We start from the raw sequence: 14,694 nt of genomic DNA on the forward strand, positions 1-14,694 counted from the left end.
TATAGGAAGCTTGTCGGGAGACAAAAAGGGATGATCCGGCGCTATGGCGAACAGGTGCGGCGCGGCCAGAGATACCGGCTGCGCACCGGGGTCTACGCGATTCTCGAACGCGGCGGCGATCTGCTGCTGACTTGCAAGGACGACGACCCCACCGATATCCAGCTTCCCGGCGGCGGCATCGATCCGGGCGAAAGCCCGACGCAGGCGCTGCACCGCGAGGTCTTCGAAGAAACCGGTTGGCGCATCGCGGCTCCGCGCCGTCTGGGCGCGTTTCGCCGTTTCGTCTTCATGCCCGATTACGACATGTGGGGCGAAAAGCTGTGCCACATCTATACCGCCCGCCCGGTGCGCCCGCACGGCGCCCCAACCGAACCGGGGCACCGCGCCCTGTGGATGCCGATGCGGGAGGCCGCACCCCGCTTGGGCAACGCGGGCGACCGCGCCTTCGCGCAGGCCTTTGCCGAGGGTCGTGCGCGCGTTGCGCGCGACAGCGCCTTGGGCAGCGCGCGCCCTGCGCTTGCCCCAAGGGCCGAAAGCCTTTAACGCACGCCCCTGAACGCCCATACGGAGAATGCCCATGGCCGCCCAGCCCGCCCCGAAGAAGGTCGTCCTCGCCTATTCCGGCGGCCTCGACACCTCGATCATCCTGAAATGGCTGCAGACCGAATACGGCTGCGAGGTGGTGACCTTCACCGCCGATCTCGGTCAGGGTGAGGAGCTGGAGCCCGCGCGCAAGAAGGCCGAGATGATGGGCGCCACGAGCATCCATATCGAGGATCTGCGCGAGGAGTTCGTGCGCGACTTCGTTTTCCCGATGTTCCGCGCCAACGCCCTTTACGAGGGTCTGTACCTGCTGGGCACCTCGATCGCCCGGCCGCTCATTTCCAAGCGTCTCGTGGAGATCGCCGAGGCCGAGGGCGCCGACGCCGTGGCGCATGGCGCCACCGGCAAGGGCAACGATCAGGTCCGTTTCGAGCTCGCGGCCTACGCGCTCAACCCCGAGATCAAGGTGATCGCGCCGTGGCGTGAATGGGACCTGACCTCGCGCACCAAGCTTCTGGAATTCGCCGAACAGAACCAGATCCCGATCGCCAAGGACAAGCGCGGCGAGGCGCCCTTCTCGGTCGACGCGAACCTGCTGCACACCTCTTCCGAGGGCAAAGTGCTTGAGGATCCTGCCGACGAGGCGCCCGAATACGTCTATCAGCGCACCGTCGCACCCGAGGATGCCCCGAACGAGCCCGAGATCGTCGAGATCGGCTTCGAAAAGGGCGACGCGGTCTCGATCAATGGCGAGGCGATGAGCCCCGCCACGATCCTGACCAAGCTCAACGAGCTGGGCGGCAAGCATGGCGTCGGCCGCCTCGATCTCGTGGAGAACCGCTTTGTGGGCATGAAGTCGCGCGGCATCTACGAGACGCCCGGCGGCACGGTCCTGCTCGAGGCGCACCGTGGCATCGAGCAGATCACGCTCGACAGCGGCGCGGGCCACCTCAAGGATTCGATCATGCCGCGCTATGCCGAGCTGATCTACAACGGCTTCTGGTTCAGCCCCGAGCGCGAGATGCTGCAGGCGTTGATCGACAAGAGCCAGGAGCATGTCACCGGCACGGTGCGGCTCAAGCTCTACAAGGGTTCGGCCCGCACCATTGCCCGCTGGTCGGATCACAGCCTCTACTCCGAGGCCCATGTGACCTTCGAGGAGGACGCCGGTGCCTATGATCAGGTCGATGCCAAGGGCTTCATCCAACTCAACGCGCTGCGCCTCAAGCTTCTGGCCGCGCGCAATCGCCGGGTGAAGTGAGCGATCGGGCGCCGGGCCTTCGGGCGCGGCGCCCCTCCCGCCTCCGGGATTTGAGTATTTGAAGAGTAAAGTGGACCCGGTCACGCCCGGATCACACAGCCTTGTCTTGCGGCCCCCCCGCCTTGCGTCAGCATGGCAGAGGCAGACAGGGAGTTTCGCCATGACACGCCGCCCCATCCATATCCTCGCCGCCATGCTGGCTCTTGCTGCCCCCATGGCCTCGGCCCAATCCAGCCGGACCATCACCGTCGCCGGCGGCTGTTTCTGGTGCGTCGAGGCCGATTTCGAGAAGGTCCCCGGCGTGATCGAGGCGGTCTCGGGCTTTGCGGGCGGCGCGACCCAAGCCCCCACCTACGAGCAGGTAACGGCGGGCGGCACCGGGCATTACGAGGTGGTCGAGATCACCTATGATCCCGGCAAGGTGAGCGCGCGACAGCTCTATGACCTGTTCTTCCGCTCGATTGACCCGACCGATGCGGGTGGGCAATTCTGCGATCGCGGCCCTTCCTACCGCACCGCGATCTTCGCCGACGGAGAGGACAAGGCCGCGGCGCAGGCCGCCAAGCAGGCGGCGGGGGCGGCGCTGGGCCGCGAGATCGTCACGCCGATCCTGAACGACGCGCCCTTCTACCCCGCCAGCGACTACCATCAGGACTATTACAAGAGCGCCGAACGCCTCGCCGTCTCCTCGGTCGGGCTGTTCGTGCCGAAATCCGAGGCCTATCAGCGCTACCGCAAGGGCTGTGGCCGCGACGCGACCGTGCGCGCGCTCTGGGGGGACGACGCGCCCTTCGCGAAATAGACCCTAGAACGAGGCGATCAGGCTCTCGTGGCGCGCGACGAAGTCCTCGCGCACGTCTCGCGGCGATCTCAGCCGGATTTCGAAGCGCGCAGCGAGGTCGCGGTCGAGCCGCCCGAACAGCCGATCGGCCTCTGCTTCCGAGAAGCCCGCGATGCGCACCGCCTCGAGCCAGGCCGAGATCCTGTCGGCCCGCTTGATCCGGCGCTTCAACTCGGCGGGCAGCGCCGCCGGCAGGCCGAAGCGCAGGTGGATCGCCGCCGTCAGCCGCGCGTCGAGCGCGGCATAGCCCGGCCCCACCGCCGTCTTCACCGGAGAGATCATGTCGCCGATCACGTATTCGGGCGCGTCGTGCAAGAGCGCCGCCAACCGGTCGCGTGCCCCGGCGCCGGGATGGCAATGCGTGAATATTTCCTCGACCAGCAGCGAGTGCTCGGCCACCGAATAGGCGAAATCGCCCCGCGTCTGCCCGTTCCAACGCGCCACGAAGGCCAGACCATGCGCGATATCCGCGATCTCCACATCCATCGGAGTCGGGTCCAACAGGTCGAGCCTGCGCCCCGATAGCATCCGCTGCCATGCGCGCGTGGCTCGGCTCACGGCAACACCGTCAAATCGTCCGCGAACCGCGCGAGATAGCGCTCGGTGCGCCCGGCACCGCGCAGATGTGTCCATGCAAGAGCCCGCGCGGCCCCCGGCTCTGCCATCGGGCCGCGCCCTGGGCTGGGACGTGGGCGATCGGGGAAATGCCGGTCCATGAACCGGGCCAGCGCCTTGGCGAACTGCGGTGGAAGCCGGTTCTCCGGGTCGGCCCACGGCTTCGCCGGGCCGATGAAATGCACCACATGGGTGTCGATCATCGCCTCGAACAGCCGCGAGGACCGCGTGTACTGCCAATTCCAGACCGGCGCGATCTCGGCCCAATCCCCCTGCAACACCGCATTGAGCAGGGTCTGATCCTTGTGGCGCATCCGCCCCGCGTGCTTCTGGCCGAACTCCAGAGCGCGCGCGAGCACCCGCGCCTCGCGCCAAGCGGCCACATCGATCAACATCACGCCGGCGTTGAAATAGGCCCCGTTCGGCAGGCCGAGAGCCTTGAGGTCCGGGGCATGACGACCGGGCGTGCGCCATTGCTGGTTGTCGCGCACCGCCGCCGCAGGACGCCCGCCGAGATCCAGCTTCAGCAATGCGCCGAAATCACCACCGCGCAGGTAGATGTCGCTGTCGAGATAAAGGATGCGGTCATACTCCTTCGACAGGGCCTCGGGCACGGCCAGCCGCAGGTAGGTCGACACGGTGCGCCGCGCATCGAGACCGAAGCCGTCGAACATGCCACCCGCGTCGATCACGCAATGCCGCAGGCCGAGATCCGGCGGCAGGTCGAGCGGCGTGTCGGCACAGATGACGATGTCGAAATCCCGCTCCGGCGCCAAAGCCGCGACCTGCATCGCCGCGAACGCGGCATAGGGCAGGTAGTTGTCGTCGCAGCAGAATACCACCGCCCGGCGATGCCGCGCCGCCCGGTCGCTTTCGACACTCACTTCCATCCGCACTCTCCCCCGACCGGCCCCGCGGCGCTAGCACGCGGCACCGCCTCGCTTCAATGTCGCCGAGATTGCCAGCTCAAGGCCCCGATGCTACGCCAGAGACAAGGTTTTCCCTCGATTGCGCAAGGAGGCCGTCATGGCCGAGGACCATATCGTCAAGGACATCGCCCTCGCCGCATACGGCCGCAAGGAAATCGACATCGCCGAGACCGAGATGCCGGGGTTGATGGCGCTGCGGGCGGAATATGGGCCGAGCCAGCCCCTGAAGGGCGCGCGCATCGCAGGCTCGCTGCATATGACGATCCAGACCGCGGTGCTGATCGAGACGCTTCTGGCGCTGGGGGCCGACGTGCGCTGGGCCTCGTGCAACATCTTCTCGACGCAGGACCACGCGGCGGCGGCCATCGCGGCAGGCGGCACGCCGGTCTTCGCGGTCAAGGGCGAGAGCCTCAAGGAGTACTGGGCCTATACCGACCGGATCTTCGATTTTGACGAAGGCGCGAACCTGATCCTCGACGACGGCGGCGATGCCACGATGTATATCCTCATGGGCGCGCGGGTCGAGGCCGGGGAGACCGGCCTTCTTGACCTGCCGAGCTCGGACGAGGAGGTCTGCCTCTTCGGCCAGATCCGCAAGCGGCTCGACCAAAGCCCCGGCTGGTTCACCCGGCAACGCGACGCGATCCGGGGCGTCTCAGAAGAAACGACGACCGGCGTGCACAGGCTCTACGAGTTGCACAGGACGGGGCTGCTGCCCTTTCCGGCGATCAATGTGAACGACTCCGTCACCAAGTCCAAGTTCGACAACAAATATGGCTGCCGCGAAAGCCTCGTCGACGGCATCCGGCGTGCCACCGATACGATGATGGCGGGAAAGGTCGCGGTGGTCTGCGGTTACGGCGACGTGGGCAAGGGATCGGCGGCGTCTCTGCGCGGTGCGGGCGCAAGGGTGAAGGTCACCGAGGTCGATCCGATCTGCGCGCTGCAGGCGGCGATGGACGGCTATGAGGTGACGCTTCTCGAGGATGAGGTCGCGACGGCAGATATCTTCGTCACCACAACCGGCAACCGCGACGTGATCCGCATCGAGCACATGCGCGAGATGAAGAACATGGCCATCGTCGGCAACATCGGCCATTTCGACAATGAGATTCAGGTGGCCAGCCTGCGCAACCACAAGTGGACCAACATCAAGGATCAGGTCGACATGATCGAGATGCCCTCCGGCAATTCGATCATCCTGCTCTCCGAAGGACGGCTGTTGAACCTCGGCAATGCCACGGGCCATCCGTCCTTCGTGATGTCGGCGAGCTTCACCAATCAGGTGCTGGCGCAGATCGAGCTCTGGACAAAGGGCGACGATTACCGCCCCGGCGTGTTCATCCTGCCCAAGGCGCTCGACGAAAAAGTGGCGCGCCTGCATCTCGAGCGGGTCGGGGCCAGGCTCACCGAGCTGCGCCGCGAGCAGGCGGAGTATATCGGCGTTGCGGTCGACGGGCCGTTCAAGCCCGACCACTACCGTTACTGATTGCCGGGCATGACCACCGCACCCCCATCATGGCGCCGACGCGCTGCGCTCGCAGGTGGCTTGGCACTGGCCGCTGGCTGGGTGATCGGCGCGCCCCGGCTGTTTTCTGGGAGCAGTGCGCTCTCGTTTCGCGACCTCCCCCGTCTGCCAGGCTTTCGCGCGCTCGACGCGGCAGGCGCGGTGAGTGCGGGAGCGCAATCGGCCTTCATCGGCATCGATGCCGCTCCTCAGGCGTCCAACCGCGTGACACAGCGCGAAGCCCTGCGCGCGACCCCCTGTGCGGCCCTGTTTGGCGATTGGCCCAAAGGCGGCGCCGTACCGTTGGCCTATTTCACCGACTACAACTGCCCCAATTGCCGGGTCTTCGAGACGCGGCTCGCAAACTTCGAGGCTGGCAACGCCGGGGCGATCCGCATAATCCGGCACGAGTTTCCGCTGCTCGGCCCACCATCGGTGACGGCAGCGCGTGCGGTACTGGCCGCAGAAATGCAGGGTCGCTACGACGCGATGCATGCGAGGCTGATCAGTACGAGACTGGTAAGCGATCGAGCCCTCATGGGCGCGATTGCCGAAGATGTGGGTCTCGATGCTGCGCGACTCTTACGCGACATGGACGCGCCGGAGGTCGACCGGCATCTTGCCCGCAGCAAGGCGTTGGCCGATCTTTTCGGCTTTTACGGAACGCCTGGCGCGGTTCTCGGACGCACCGCCTTTATGGGAGCGATCCCCGAAGCCACCTTCGTGGCTCTGGTCGAGGAGGAGGCGTCACTTTCTCCGCTCGACTGCGATTGATGCGCGTAGAGCGTTAACAGAGTGCGGGCGATTGGAGACGAGTTCTCCCTAAGCCTTTGTTGCGTCGAATCGGCAGGCACCCTATCGCTTCTCCTGTCGGCCAGGATGGCCAGACCCCAGAGTTTCAAGGTTCCGCCGGGTGGGAGTCCGCGGGTGAAACGGGGGTGCTGGCAAGGATGGTCGGCCCCCCGGAACCCCCTCAGAACAGCCCGAGCACCAGCCCCATCGTGGCGCAGCCCAGCGCCGCATAGCCGCCGTCGATCACCGCGAGCGACCAGGGCCGGTTCGAATAGCCGACGTTCAGCGTGATCCAGGGTGCGATGAACAGCCCGCCGATGGTCAGCCCACCGAAAAAGCCCCCCACCGCGCTGTCGATCCCCGCGAGGCCGAAGCCATAGCGCATCGTCGCGGCGATGATCAGCATCGCGATGAACGACACGAGGTAGGGCAGCGGCGAGCCTGCGTTCTCGGGCTGGCCATCCGCGCCCACCGCGATGCCCGAGGCCGCCATCCAAGGCTTGGCCAGTGTCATGTACCAGGCTGCGCCCAGCGCGAAAGACGCCAGCGCCGCCAGCAGGATCGAAAGTATCGCCATCCGTGGTCCCTCCGGGGTTTTGCCCCAGCATGGCCCGGATGGCGCGATCGCGCTATGCCTCGGTCAGAGATCCCGCCAGTTCGTGGATCACGCGCCACTCATCCTCGGAGACCGGCTGCACCGACAGGCGCGAATTGTTGACCAGCACCATCTGCGACAGGCGGGGCTCCGACTTGATCTCGTCGAGGCTCACTTCGCGGCCCAGCTTGTAGAGCGCGCGGATGTCGACGCACTCCCAGCGCGGGTCACCCGCCTTGCTGTCGGGATGGACCGTGGCACAAACCTCGACCACGCCCACCGCCGCCTTGCCGATGTTGGAGTGGTAGAAGAAGCCGCGATCGCCGATTTCCATCTCGCGCATGAAGTTGCGGGCCTGGTAGTTGCGGATCCCGTCCCACTCCTCGCCCTCATCTCCCTTGGCGACCTGACTGTCCCACGACCAGACGTTCGGCTCGGATTTGAACAGCCAATAGCGCATTAGCCGATCACCTTCTTCCAAGCGCGGATCTCGACGCTCTCGAACAGGCCCGCACGCGCATAGGGATCGTTCTCGGCCCAATCGCGCGCCGCGGCCATGTCGGCCACATCGAGGATCACGAGCGAGCCGTCCATGTCGCCGCCCTTGCCGAGGAACGGCCCGGCCATCAGCACCACGCCGGTGGCTTCGATGTATTCCAGATGCGCGTCGCGGGTATCCTTGCGGACCTGCAGCGCACCGGGCTTGTCGCGGGTGATGATTGCAAAGCTCATTCTCGTTCCTCCTTGAGGGGTCTGTTGATCAGCGCGTCGAGTGCCTGAAGCGGCGTGAGATCGCCCGCGACCATGCGCGCGGTCACGGCCGAGATCGGCAGGTCGAGGCCGCGCGCGGCGGCAAGATCGGTGACGGCGCGCGCGGTGGCGGCGCCTTCGACGGTCGTATGACTGTCGAAGGCCGCGCCACGGCCCAGCGCCAAGCCATAGCGGTAGTTGCGCGACAGCTCGGACGAGCAGGTCAGCACCAGATCGCCAAAGCCTGACAAGCCCATCAGCGTCTCGGGCCGCGCGCCCAAGGCGCCGGCGAGCCGCTGCATCTCGGCAAAGCCGCGCGTCATCAGCGCCGCGCGGGCGCTGTCGCCCAAGCCTGCGCCAATGCAGGCGCCGCAGGCGATGGCGATGACGTTCTTGAGCGCGCCGCCCAGCTCCGCGCCGATCACATCCGCCGTGCGGTAGAGCCTGAGGCTCGGCGTCGAGAGCGCGTGCTGCAGGGCCGCGCCACAGGCCTCATCGGCGCAGCCCAGCGTCAGCGCGGTGGGAAGCCCGCGCGCAATGTCGGCGGCAAAGCTCGGACCGGTGAGCAGCGCGGGCGTGGCCGAGGGCACGGCCTCGGCGATGATCGCGGTCTGGCCGGTGAGGGTGGTCAAGTCGATGCCCTTGGCGCAGGCGACGAGCACCTTGCCCGAAAGCGCCTGCGCATGCTCGGCCACGAAGCCGCGCGTGGCCTGCGCGGGCAGCGCCAGCAGGATCGTGTCGCAGGCGAACAGGGTCGAGAGATCCGACACCGGGTCGATCTGCACCGGAAGATCGATCTCGGGCAACCGTTCCGCCCGCCGGGTGGCGCGCATCCGATCCACCGCCTCGGCGTCGCGGGCCCAGAGCGTTACCTCCCGCCCCGCCTGCGCCAGCGTCACGGCGAGCGCCGACCCGAAGGCCCCCGCCCCTGCAATCCCGATCCTCATATACAGACCCTCATGCCTTGGCCCCCTTGCGGCCCGATCCGATCATCGGCGCGGCATCCCTGTCGAGCGGCCAGCGCGGGCGCGCCGACAGATCCAGACCATCCGCCTCGCCCGCCGCCAGCCGCGCCAGCCCCGCATGGGCGATCATCGCCGCATTGTCGGTGCACAGCGCGAGGGGCGGCGCGGTAAAGGCCACCCCGGCCTTGGCGCAGACCTCGGTGAGCGCGGCACGGATCGGCCCGTTCGCCGCCACACCGCCCGCCACGGCAAAGGCCGGGCGCTCGGGCGACAGTTCGAGATAGAGCGCCAGCGCCCGCCGGGTCTTTTCGCGCAGGATCTCGACCACCGCCTTTTGGAACGCCGCCGCGAGATCGGCGCGCGCCACCCGCGTCAGACCACCCGCCGCGGCCATTTCGGCATCGCGCGCCCGCAGGAGGGCCGTCTTTAGCCCCGAGAAGGACATGTCACAGCCGGGCCGATCGAGGAGCGGACGCGGCAGGGAAATGCGATCCGCGTCGCCGCTCCGCGCCTCGGTCTCGACCGCAGGGCCGCCGGGTTGCGGCAGGCCCAAGAGCCGCGCGGTCTTGTCGAAGGCCTCGCCGGGCGCGTCGTCGATGGTGCCGCCGAGGCGGCGAAAGCTGTCTTCGCCCTCGACCACCAGAAACTGGCAATGCCCGCCCGACACCAGCAGCATCAGATAGGGAAAATCGAACCCGTCGGTCAGCCGCGGCGTCAGCGCGTGCCCAGCGAGATGGTTCACCCCGATCAAGGGCAGGCCCGTGGCCGCCGACAGCCCCTTGGCCAGCATCACCCCCGACAGCACGCCGCCGATAAGACCGGGACCGGCGGTCACCGCGATCCCATCGAGATCGCCAAGGCTCAGGCCCGCCTCGTCCAGCGCCGCCTCGACGCAGTGGTCGAGCACCTCGGCATGGGCCCGCGCCGCGATTTCAGGAACGACGCCGCCGAAGGCCGCATGCAGATCGGTCTGGCCGCGCACCACCGAGGACAGGACCGTGGCCCGCCCCTCCGACTGACGCACCACCGCCGCCGCGCTGTCGTCGCAGCTCGATTCAATGCCGAGAATGTTGAGTGTGGCCATGTCCGCCCCGCTTGCGCCCGCGCCTGTCGCAGCTACCATCCCGGCTCGATCTGAACAATGCCGCGCGGGGCCGTCGGTACCGGGCCGAGAGGGGGCGTCATGACCGATCCGATCCTGCTGCTGACCCGGCCCGAAGCGGCGGCGCGGCGTTTTCTGGCCGAATTGGAGGTCGCGGCGGGGCGGCATCTGCAAGCGGTGATCGCCCCCCTGCTGCGGATCGACGAGATGACGCCGCCCCGCCCCGCAACATCGCCCGCCGGGCTGATCCTGACCTCCGAGCGCGGCGCCCGGGGGGCGGCGCGGATGGGCTATGTGGGCCTGCCCGCCTGGTGCGTCGGGCCGCGCACCGCGCAGGCCGCGAAGGCCGCGGGTCTGGAGCCGCTCGCAGGCGGCGGCACGGCCGAGACGCTGCTCGCCGCGATCCTCGCCGCCCCCGACACAGGTCCGCTTTTGCACCTGCGCGGCGATCACCAGCGCGGTGAGCTGGTGGCACGGCTGCGCGCGGCGGGACGCGACTGCGCGGAGGCGTTGGTCTATGCCCAGACCGCCCGGCCGCTCTCGGACGAGGGCCGTGCGCTGCTTGATGGCACCGCCCCGGTGGTCGCCCCTGTGTTTTCACCGCGCAGCGCCGCGCTGCTTGCCGGATGCGCCCCCGTGGCGGCCCCGCTGGCGCTGGTCGCGATCAGCGCGGCGGCGGCCCGACCTCTCGCGCCGCTCAAGGCGAGGGTCACACAGGCCACACGCCCCGAGGCGATTGCCATGATCGACGCAACCCTAGAGGCCCATGCGACGTTCGGTTCCATGGAGCATTCCCGTGGCAGCGGCGCTTGAGGCGACGCACGGGGCGGGCTAGGGTCTGCAAATGCTGCGGCGGCATGGAAAATTCCGGCGCGATCGGGGACGGAAGGGACAGGGTTTTGGCACGAAAGACGACAGGCACCCCCGGCAGGCCGGCCGGTACGAAACCGGGCGCGCCATCGCGCCCCGGCACCCCCGGGGCAAGCGACACGCCCGCCGTAACGGACGCGACGGGCAAACCAATGCCCGGAACCGGCGATACGCCCGCGTCCACCGGGACCAGTCCGACGCAAGCCGCGCCTGCCCAGGCGGACACCGGCTCCGACGCAAACAAGGCCGCCACCGACAACGCCCCCAAGGCGTCCACGCCGCCCCGCGCCGCGAGCGCTGCGGTCGATCTCGGCACCACCGGGACATCGGACAAGACAAGCGGTCGGGCCTCTGGCCAAGCGAGCGGCGCGACCACGGGTGCCGCCGGTGCGATGCCTGCGGTCAAGCGCACGCCGCGTCTTGGTGAAGAGGTCGAAGGCGAGACCAAGAGCGCACCGAAGGCGGACGCGACCCCCGCCCGCACAGGTGCCAGCGACCCGAGCGCCGCTGACAAATCGTCCGGTGACGCCACCACCGCCCGCCCGGTCCCGCCGCGAAGCAACGCCCAATACAGCGATCCGCCCGAGGCCCCGAGCAAGGCGTCGAGCTTTGGCGCCGGTTTGCTCGGCGGTCTGATCGCCGCGGCGCTGGGCCTCGGCGCGGGCTGGCTCTGGCTTGATCAAAGCTCGCGCACGGAGGCTTTCGACACCCGGCTCGGCACGCTTGAGCGCGAGATCGCGCCCCTGTCCGATGGCCTCGATGGCCTTCGGGGCGAAACCGAAGCCGATCTGAGCGCCATTGACGCGCGGCTTGGCACCACCGAATCCGGTCTGGCCGAGATCGGCACCCAAATCGCGGCGTTCGAGACCCGTCTTGTCGAGGCCGAGAACAGCGCCGGGCCCGACGGCACGCTGGCGCGTGAGGCCGTTGCCCGCTGGCAGGCCGAGGTCGATGCGCTGCGCGCCGATCTGGAGCGGCAGGCGCAGGAGATCGCCACCATGGCAGAGCGCGCCGCTCAAGAGGTTGCCGCCGCCGGGCGCACCGCCGAGGAGATCGAAGCCGAGGCCGCCGCCGTCGCCGCCCGCGCCCGCGCCCGTGCCACGCTCGCCGAAATCGAGGCGGCGCTGGAGACGGGCGAGCCTTACCCGGAGCTGCTCGAAGAGCTGCAGGCCACCGCGCCCGCCGATATCCCGGCGGCGCTGACCGGCCCCGCCGCCGAAGGCGTGGCCAGCCGCGCCGAGCTGATCGAGGCCTTTCCCGAGCCCGCCCGCGCGGCGCTGGCCACCGCGCGGCGCGAGGGCCTGTCCGGCGAAGAGGGCGGCCGCGTCGCGGGCTTCTTCCGCGATACGCTGCAACTTCGCTCCACCGCCCCCGGCGATGGCACGACCACGGATGCCACGCTGTCGCGCGCCGAGGCCGCGCTGCGCGACGGCCGCCTGACCGAGGCGCTCTCCGAGATCGAGGCGCTGCCCGAGCCGGTGCGCGAGGTGCTGTCCGACTGGATCACCCCGGCCCGGACCCGCGCCGAGGCGCTCGCCGCCGCCGATACCCTGTCGCAATCCCTGACCGAGAACTGAGGCGCCGCACATGCTCCTGTCCCTGATCAAGATCCTGGTCTTCGTTGCCGCCGTCGCCGGCCTCACTTGGGGTGCCGCGCGGCTCACCGATGTGACCGGCGGGGCCGAGATCGCCATGGCGGGCTACGAGGTCACCCTCGGGCCGCTCCAGCTGGTGCTGGCCATCGCGCTCCTTGCCCTTCTCGGCTGGCTCCTGTTCAAGACGCTCGGCCTGCTGCTCGCGCTCTTGCACTTCATCAACGGCGACGACACCGCCGTCAGCCGCTGGTTCTCGCGCTCGCGCGAACGCAAGGGTTACAAGGCTCTGGCCGACGGCATGATCGCGCTCGCTTCGGGCGAAGGCGAGACGGCGATGGCCAAGGGCCGCAAGGCGCAACGCTACCTGCGCCGCCCCGAGATCACCTCGATCCTCGTGGCGCAGGGTGCCGAGCTGACGGGTGACCGCAAGACCGCCGAGAGCGCCTACCGCGAGCTGGTACAGATCGACCGCACCCGCTTTGTCGGCATTCGCGGCCTGATGCGCCAGCGTCTGGCCGAGGGCGACACCGACACGGCGATGAAGCTTGCGCAGAAGGCCTTCGAGCTGAAGCCGCGCCACGTCGAGACGCAGGACACGCTGCTGCGGCTGCAGGCCGACGCGCATGACTGGTCCGGTGCCCGCGCCACGCTCGACGCCAAGCGCCGCTCCGGCAGCCTGCCGCGCAACGTGGCCAAGCGGCGCGACGCGGTGCTGGCCCTGTCCGAGGCGCGCGACGTGATCGACGAGACGGCAAGCATCGAGATGCGCGAGAAGGCGATCGAGGCCAACCGGCTTTCGCCAGACCTGATCCCCGCCGCAGTCATGGCCGCGCGCAGCTACCTCGCCGTCGGCAACACCCGCTATGCCACCCGCGTGATCCGCAAGGCCTGGGAGGCCGAGCCGCATCCCGATCTCGCGCAGGCCTTTGCCGAAATCGCCCCCGAAGAGGACGCACAAGCACGGGTCAAACGGTTCTCGGTTCTGGTCAAGGCGCGTCCCGAGCACGCCGAGACCCGGATGCTCGAGGCCGAGCTTCTGATCGCGGCCGAGCAGTTCAACGAGGCGCGCCGCGCTCTGGGCGACCTCGTCGAGACCGATCCGACCTCGCGCGTGCTCACGCTCATGGCCGCGATCGAGCGGGGCCGTGGCGCCGACGACGCGGTGGTGCGCGGCTGGCTGGCACGGGCGCTGACTGCGCCGCGTGGCCCGCAGTGGGTCTGCGAGAACTGTCACAACGTGCATCCGCATTGGGAGCCGGTCTGCACCAACTGTCACGCCTTCGATACGCTGGCCTGGACCCGCCCGGTCGAAGGCGGCACGACGCTGCCGCGCGGCACCGAGATGCTGCCGCTGATCGTCGGTGGCGGCGTCGGCCGGGCCGCCGAGGCCCCGGTGCCGGCGGTACGCGAAGCGGCGTCGACCGCCACCCCCCTGCCCGCCCGTGAGACCACGTCCCCCGCGAACGATGGCTCCGCCGTGGCCGAGGCCGAGATCGTCGGTCCCGAGACGGTGGCAGACTCCGACAGGACCGAGGCCGAGGCCATGTCGACGGCGCGAAAATAGCCCTTTTCCCGCCGCCGCCCGGGTGCTAAGAGGCGCCCGGGCGCCGCTGTAGCTCAGCTGGTAGAGCACGTCATTCGTAATGATGGGGTCGGGGGTTCGAGTCCCTTCAGCGGCACCACCGCACAAGCGGTCAGACGAAAAAGGCGCGCCCTCGGGCGCGCCTTTTCTGTTCCAAAGAACTATTCTCAGCGCGGGCTGCGCTTGGCGAGGATGCGTTGCAGGGTCCGGCGGTGCATGCCCAGACGCCGCGCCGTCTCGCTCACGTTGCGGTCGCACAGCTCATAGACCCGCTGGATATGCTCCCAGCGCACGCGGTCGGCGCTCATCGGGTTCTCGGGCGGCGGCGGCAGCGCGTCGCCGCGTGCCAGGAGCGCGTTGGTTACCTCGGTCGCATCGGCAGGCTTCGACAGATAGTCGGTCGCACCGATCTTGACCGCAGCGACGGCGGTGGCGATGGCGCCGTAGCCTGTTAGCACCACGATCCGCGCCTCGGGGCGGCTCTCGCGCAGCGCCTCGACCACGTCGAGCCCGTTGCCGTCCTCGAGCCGCAGATCGACCACCGCATAGGCGGGCGGAGATTGGGTGGCGATGCGCCGCCCTTCTTCGACCGTGCCCGCCAGCGTCACCGCGAAGCCGCGCTTTTCCATCGCCTTGCCGAGACGCTTGAGAAAGGTCTCGTCGTCATCGACGAGCAGCAGGCTCGGGTCCGGGCCGAGATCGATGGTCTCTGCGTTCATGGACAGATCTCCTGTTTGGCGTCATCGA

The 14,694-nt window shown here is 68.7% G+C and carries 16 protein-coding genes and 1 tRNA gene; 9 read left to right on the forward strand and 8 right to left on the reverse strand.

Features of this window, described 5'->3' with window-relative positions:
• Window positions 1-30 precede the first annotated feature (30 nt).
• The 3 genes from AADJ02_RS09035 (at window position 31) to msrA (ending at window position 2,606) form a co-directional block, all read left to right on the forward strand.
• Entirely contained in the window at window positions 31-543 is a 513-nt protein-coding gene (locus AADJ02_RS09035; RefSeq protein ID WP_341212668.1) for an NUDIX hydrolase, read from the forward strand.
• Between the two features lie 34 nt (window positions 544-577).
• Window positions 578-1,804: an argininosuccinate synthase gene (locus AADJ02_RS09040; protein WP_341212669.1), complete on the forward strand. Its 1,227-nt coding sequence runs from the start codon at window positions 578-580 to the stop codon at window positions 1,802-1,804.
• A gap of 193 nt (window positions 1,805-1,997) precedes the next feature.
• Window positions 1,998-2,606, forward strand: coding sequence for a peptide-methionine (S)-S-oxide reductase MsrA (gene msrA / locus AADJ02_RS09045; protein ID WP_341212700.1), 609 nt, complete (start codon window positions 1,998-2,000; stop codon window positions 2,604-2,606).
• Between the two features lie 3 nt (window positions 2,607-2,609).
• Here msrA and AADJ02_RS09050 read toward each other — a convergent pair whose 3' ends face one another.
• On the reverse strand, window positions 2,610-3,173 hold the full coding sequence (locus AADJ02_RS09050) for an HD family hydrolase (protein ID WP_341212701.1): 564 nt from the start codon (window positions 3,171-3,173) through the stop codon (window positions 2,610-2,612).
• 26 nt (window positions 3,174-3,199) lie between these two features.
• Window positions 3,200-4,150 carry a glycosyltransferase family 8 protein gene (locus tag AADJ02_RS09055; RefSeq protein WP_341212670.1) on the reverse strand — a complete coding sequence of 317 codons (951 nt, stop codon included), beginning with the start codon at window positions 4,148-4,150 and terminating at the stop codon, window positions 3,200-3,202.
• Window positions 4,151-4,286: 136 nt separating this feature from the next.
• Here AADJ02_RS09055 and ahcY point away from each other — a divergent pair, with 136 nt between their 5' ends.
• Together ahcY and AADJ02_RS09065 are read left to right on the forward strand one after the other, a co-directional pair.
• Window positions 4,287-5,678, forward strand: a complete 1,392-nt coding sequence (ahcY, locus tag AADJ02_RS09060) for an adenosylhomocysteinase (protein ID WP_341212671.1) — start codon at window positions 4,287-4,289, stop codon at window positions 5,676-5,678.
• Between the two features lie 9 nt (window positions 5,679-5,687).
• Window positions 5,688-6,470, forward strand: coding sequence for a DsbA family protein (locus AADJ02_RS09065; RefSeq protein WP_341212672.1), 783 nt, complete (start codon window positions 5,688-5,690; stop codon window positions 6,468-6,470).
• Window positions 6,471-6,669: 199 nt separating this feature from the next.
• Here the strand turns inward: AADJ02_RS09065 and AADJ02_RS09070 are convergent, their stop codons facing one another.
• The 5 genes from AADJ02_RS09070 to tsaD are packed head-to-tail and all read right to left on the reverse strand — an operon-like array spanning window position 6,670 to window position 9,882.
• On the reverse strand, window positions 6,670-7,065 hold the full coding sequence (locus AADJ02_RS09070) for a DUF1761 domain-containing protein (RefSeq protein WP_341212673.1): 396 nt from the start codon (window positions 7,063-7,065) through the stop codon (window positions 6,670-6,672).
• A 52-nt stretch (window positions 7,066-7,117) separates the two neighbouring features.
• The gene (locus AADJ02_RS09075) at window positions 7,118-7,543 is read right to left on the reverse strand and encodes an EVE domain-containing protein (RefSeq protein ID WP_341212674.1); all 426 of its coding nucleotides are present in this window, start codon (window positions 7,541-7,543) and stop codon (window positions 7,118-7,120) included.
• Window positions 7,543-7,815: a YciI family protein gene (locus AADJ02_RS09080; protein ID WP_341212675.1), complete on the reverse strand. Its 273-nt coding sequence runs from the start codon at window positions 7,813-7,815 to the stop codon at window positions 7,543-7,545. The genes AADJ02_RS09075 and AADJ02_RS09080 overlap by 1 nt, the downstream gene beginning before the upstream one ends.
• On the reverse strand, window positions 7,812-8,780 hold the full coding sequence (locus tag AADJ02_RS09085) for an NAD(P)H-dependent glycerol-3-phosphate dehydrogenase (protein WP_341212676.1): 969 nt from the start codon (window positions 8,778-8,780) through the stop codon (window positions 7,812-7,814). Before AADJ02_RS09085 ends, AADJ02_RS09080 begins: the two co-directional genes overlap by 4 nt.
• Before the next feature lie 10 nt (window positions 8,781-8,790).
• Entirely contained in the window at window positions 8,791-9,882 is a 1,092-nt protein-coding gene (gene tsaD / locus AADJ02_RS09090) for a tRNA (adenosine(37)-N6)-threonylcarbamoyltransferase complex transferase subunit TsaD (protein WP_341212677.1), read from the reverse strand.
• 99 nt (window positions 9,883-9,981) lie between these two features.
• Between tsaD and AADJ02_RS09095 the strand changes: the two genes are divergently transcribed.
• The 4 genes from AADJ02_RS09095 (at window position 9,982) to AADJ02_RS09110 (ending at window position 14,047) form a co-directional block, all read left to right on the forward strand.
• Window positions 9,982-10,713, forward strand: a complete 732-nt coding sequence (locus tag AADJ02_RS09095; RefSeq protein WP_341212678.1) for a uroporphyrinogen-III synthase — start codon at window positions 9,982-9,984, stop codon at window positions 10,711-10,713.
• Window positions 10,714-10,922: 209 nt separating this feature from the next.
• Window positions 10,923-12,347 carry a hypothetical protein gene (locus AADJ02_RS09100; RefSeq protein ID WP_341212679.1) on the forward strand — a complete coding sequence of 475 codons (1,425 nt, stop codon included), beginning with the start codon at window positions 10,923-10,925 and terminating at the stop codon, window positions 12,345-12,347.
• A gap of 10 nt (window positions 12,348-12,357) precedes the next feature.
• On the forward strand, window positions 12,358-13,929 hold the full coding sequence (locus AADJ02_RS09105; RefSeq protein WP_341212680.1) for a heme biosynthesis HemY N-terminal domain-containing protein: 1,572 nt from the start codon (window positions 12,358-12,360) through the stop codon (window positions 13,927-13,929).
• 42 nt (window positions 13,930-13,971) lie between these two features.
• Window positions 13,972-14,047 (forward strand) — tRNA-Thr (locus AADJ02_RS09110).
• Between the two features lie 67 nt (window positions 14,048-14,114).
• Here the strand turns inward: AADJ02_RS09110 and AADJ02_RS09115 are convergent.
• Window positions 14,115-14,666 carry an ActR/PrrA/RegA family redox response regulator transcription factor gene (locus tag AADJ02_RS09115; protein ID WP_341212681.1) on the reverse strand — a complete coding sequence of 184 codons (552 nt, stop codon included), beginning with the start codon at window positions 14,664-14,666 and terminating at the stop codon, window positions 14,115-14,117.
• Between the last annotated feature and the right edge of the window lie 28 nt (window positions 14,667-14,694).

It is taken from the genome of uncultured Limimaricola sp. (genome assembly GCF_964022235.1).
GTDB lineage: Bacteria > Pseudomonadota > Alphaproteobacteria > Rhodobacterales > Rhodobacteraceae > Limimaricola.

Coding starts and splice junctions, on each gene's coding strand:
- AADJ02_RS09035 (WP_341212668.1), top strand. CDS start 31: ATGATCCGGCGCTATGGCGAACAGGTGCGGCGCGGCCAGAGATACCGG.
- AADJ02_RS09040 (WP_341212669.1), top strand. CDS start 578: ATGGCCGCCCAGCCCGCCCCGAAGAAGGTCGTCCTCGCCTATTCCGGC.
- msrA (WP_341212700.1), top strand. CDS start 1,998: ATGCTGGCTCTTGCTGCCCCCATGGCCTCGGCCCAATCCAGCCGGACC.
- AADJ02_RS09050 (WP_341212701.1), bottom strand. CDS start 3,173: ATGCTATCGGGGCGCAGGCTCGACCTGTTGGACCCGACTCCGATGGAT.
- AADJ02_RS09055 (WP_341212670.1), bottom strand. CDS start 4,150: ATGGAAGTGAGTGTCGAAAGCGACCGGGCGGCGCGGCATCGCCGGGCG.
- ahcY (WP_341212671.1), top strand. CDS start 4,287: ATGGCCGAGGACCATATCGTCAAGGACATCGCCCTCGCCGCATACGGC.
- AADJ02_RS09065 (WP_341212672.1), top strand. CDS start 5,688: ATGACCACCGCACCCCCATCATGGCGCCGACGCGCTGCGCTCGCAGGT.
- AADJ02_RS09070 (WP_341212673.1), bottom strand. CDS start 7,065: ATGGCGATACTTTCGATCCTGCTGGCGGCGCTGGCGTCTTTCGCGCTG.
- AADJ02_RS09075 (WP_341212674.1), bottom strand. CDS start 7,543: ATGCGCTATTGGCTGTTCAAATCCGAGCCGAACGTCTGGTCGTGGGAC.
- AADJ02_RS09080 (WP_341212675.1), bottom strand. CDS start 7,815: ATGAGCTTTGCAATCATCACCCGCGACAAGCCCGGTGCGCTGCAGGTC.
- AADJ02_RS09085 (WP_341212676.1), bottom strand. CDS start 8,780: ATGAGGATCGGGATTGCAGGGGCGGGGGCCTTCGGGTCGGCGCTCGCC.
- tsaD (WP_341212677.1), bottom strand. CDS start 9,882: ATGGCCACACTCAACATTCTCGGCATTGAATCGAGCTGCGACGACAGC.
- AADJ02_RS09095 (WP_341212678.1), top strand. CDS start 9,982: ATGACCGATCCGATCCTGCTGCTGACCCGGCCCGAAGCGGCGGCGCGG.
- AADJ02_RS09100 (WP_341212679.1), top strand. CDS start 10,923: ATGCCCGGAACCGGCGATACGCCCGCGTCCACCGGGACCAGTCCGACG.
- AADJ02_RS09105 (WP_341212680.1), top strand. CDS start 12,358: ATGCTCCTGTCCCTGATCAAGATCCTGGTCTTCGTTGCCGCCGTCGCC.
- AADJ02_RS09115 (WP_341212681.1), bottom strand. CDS start 14,666: ATGAACGCAGAGACCATCGATCTCGGCCCGGACCCGAGCCTGCTGCTC.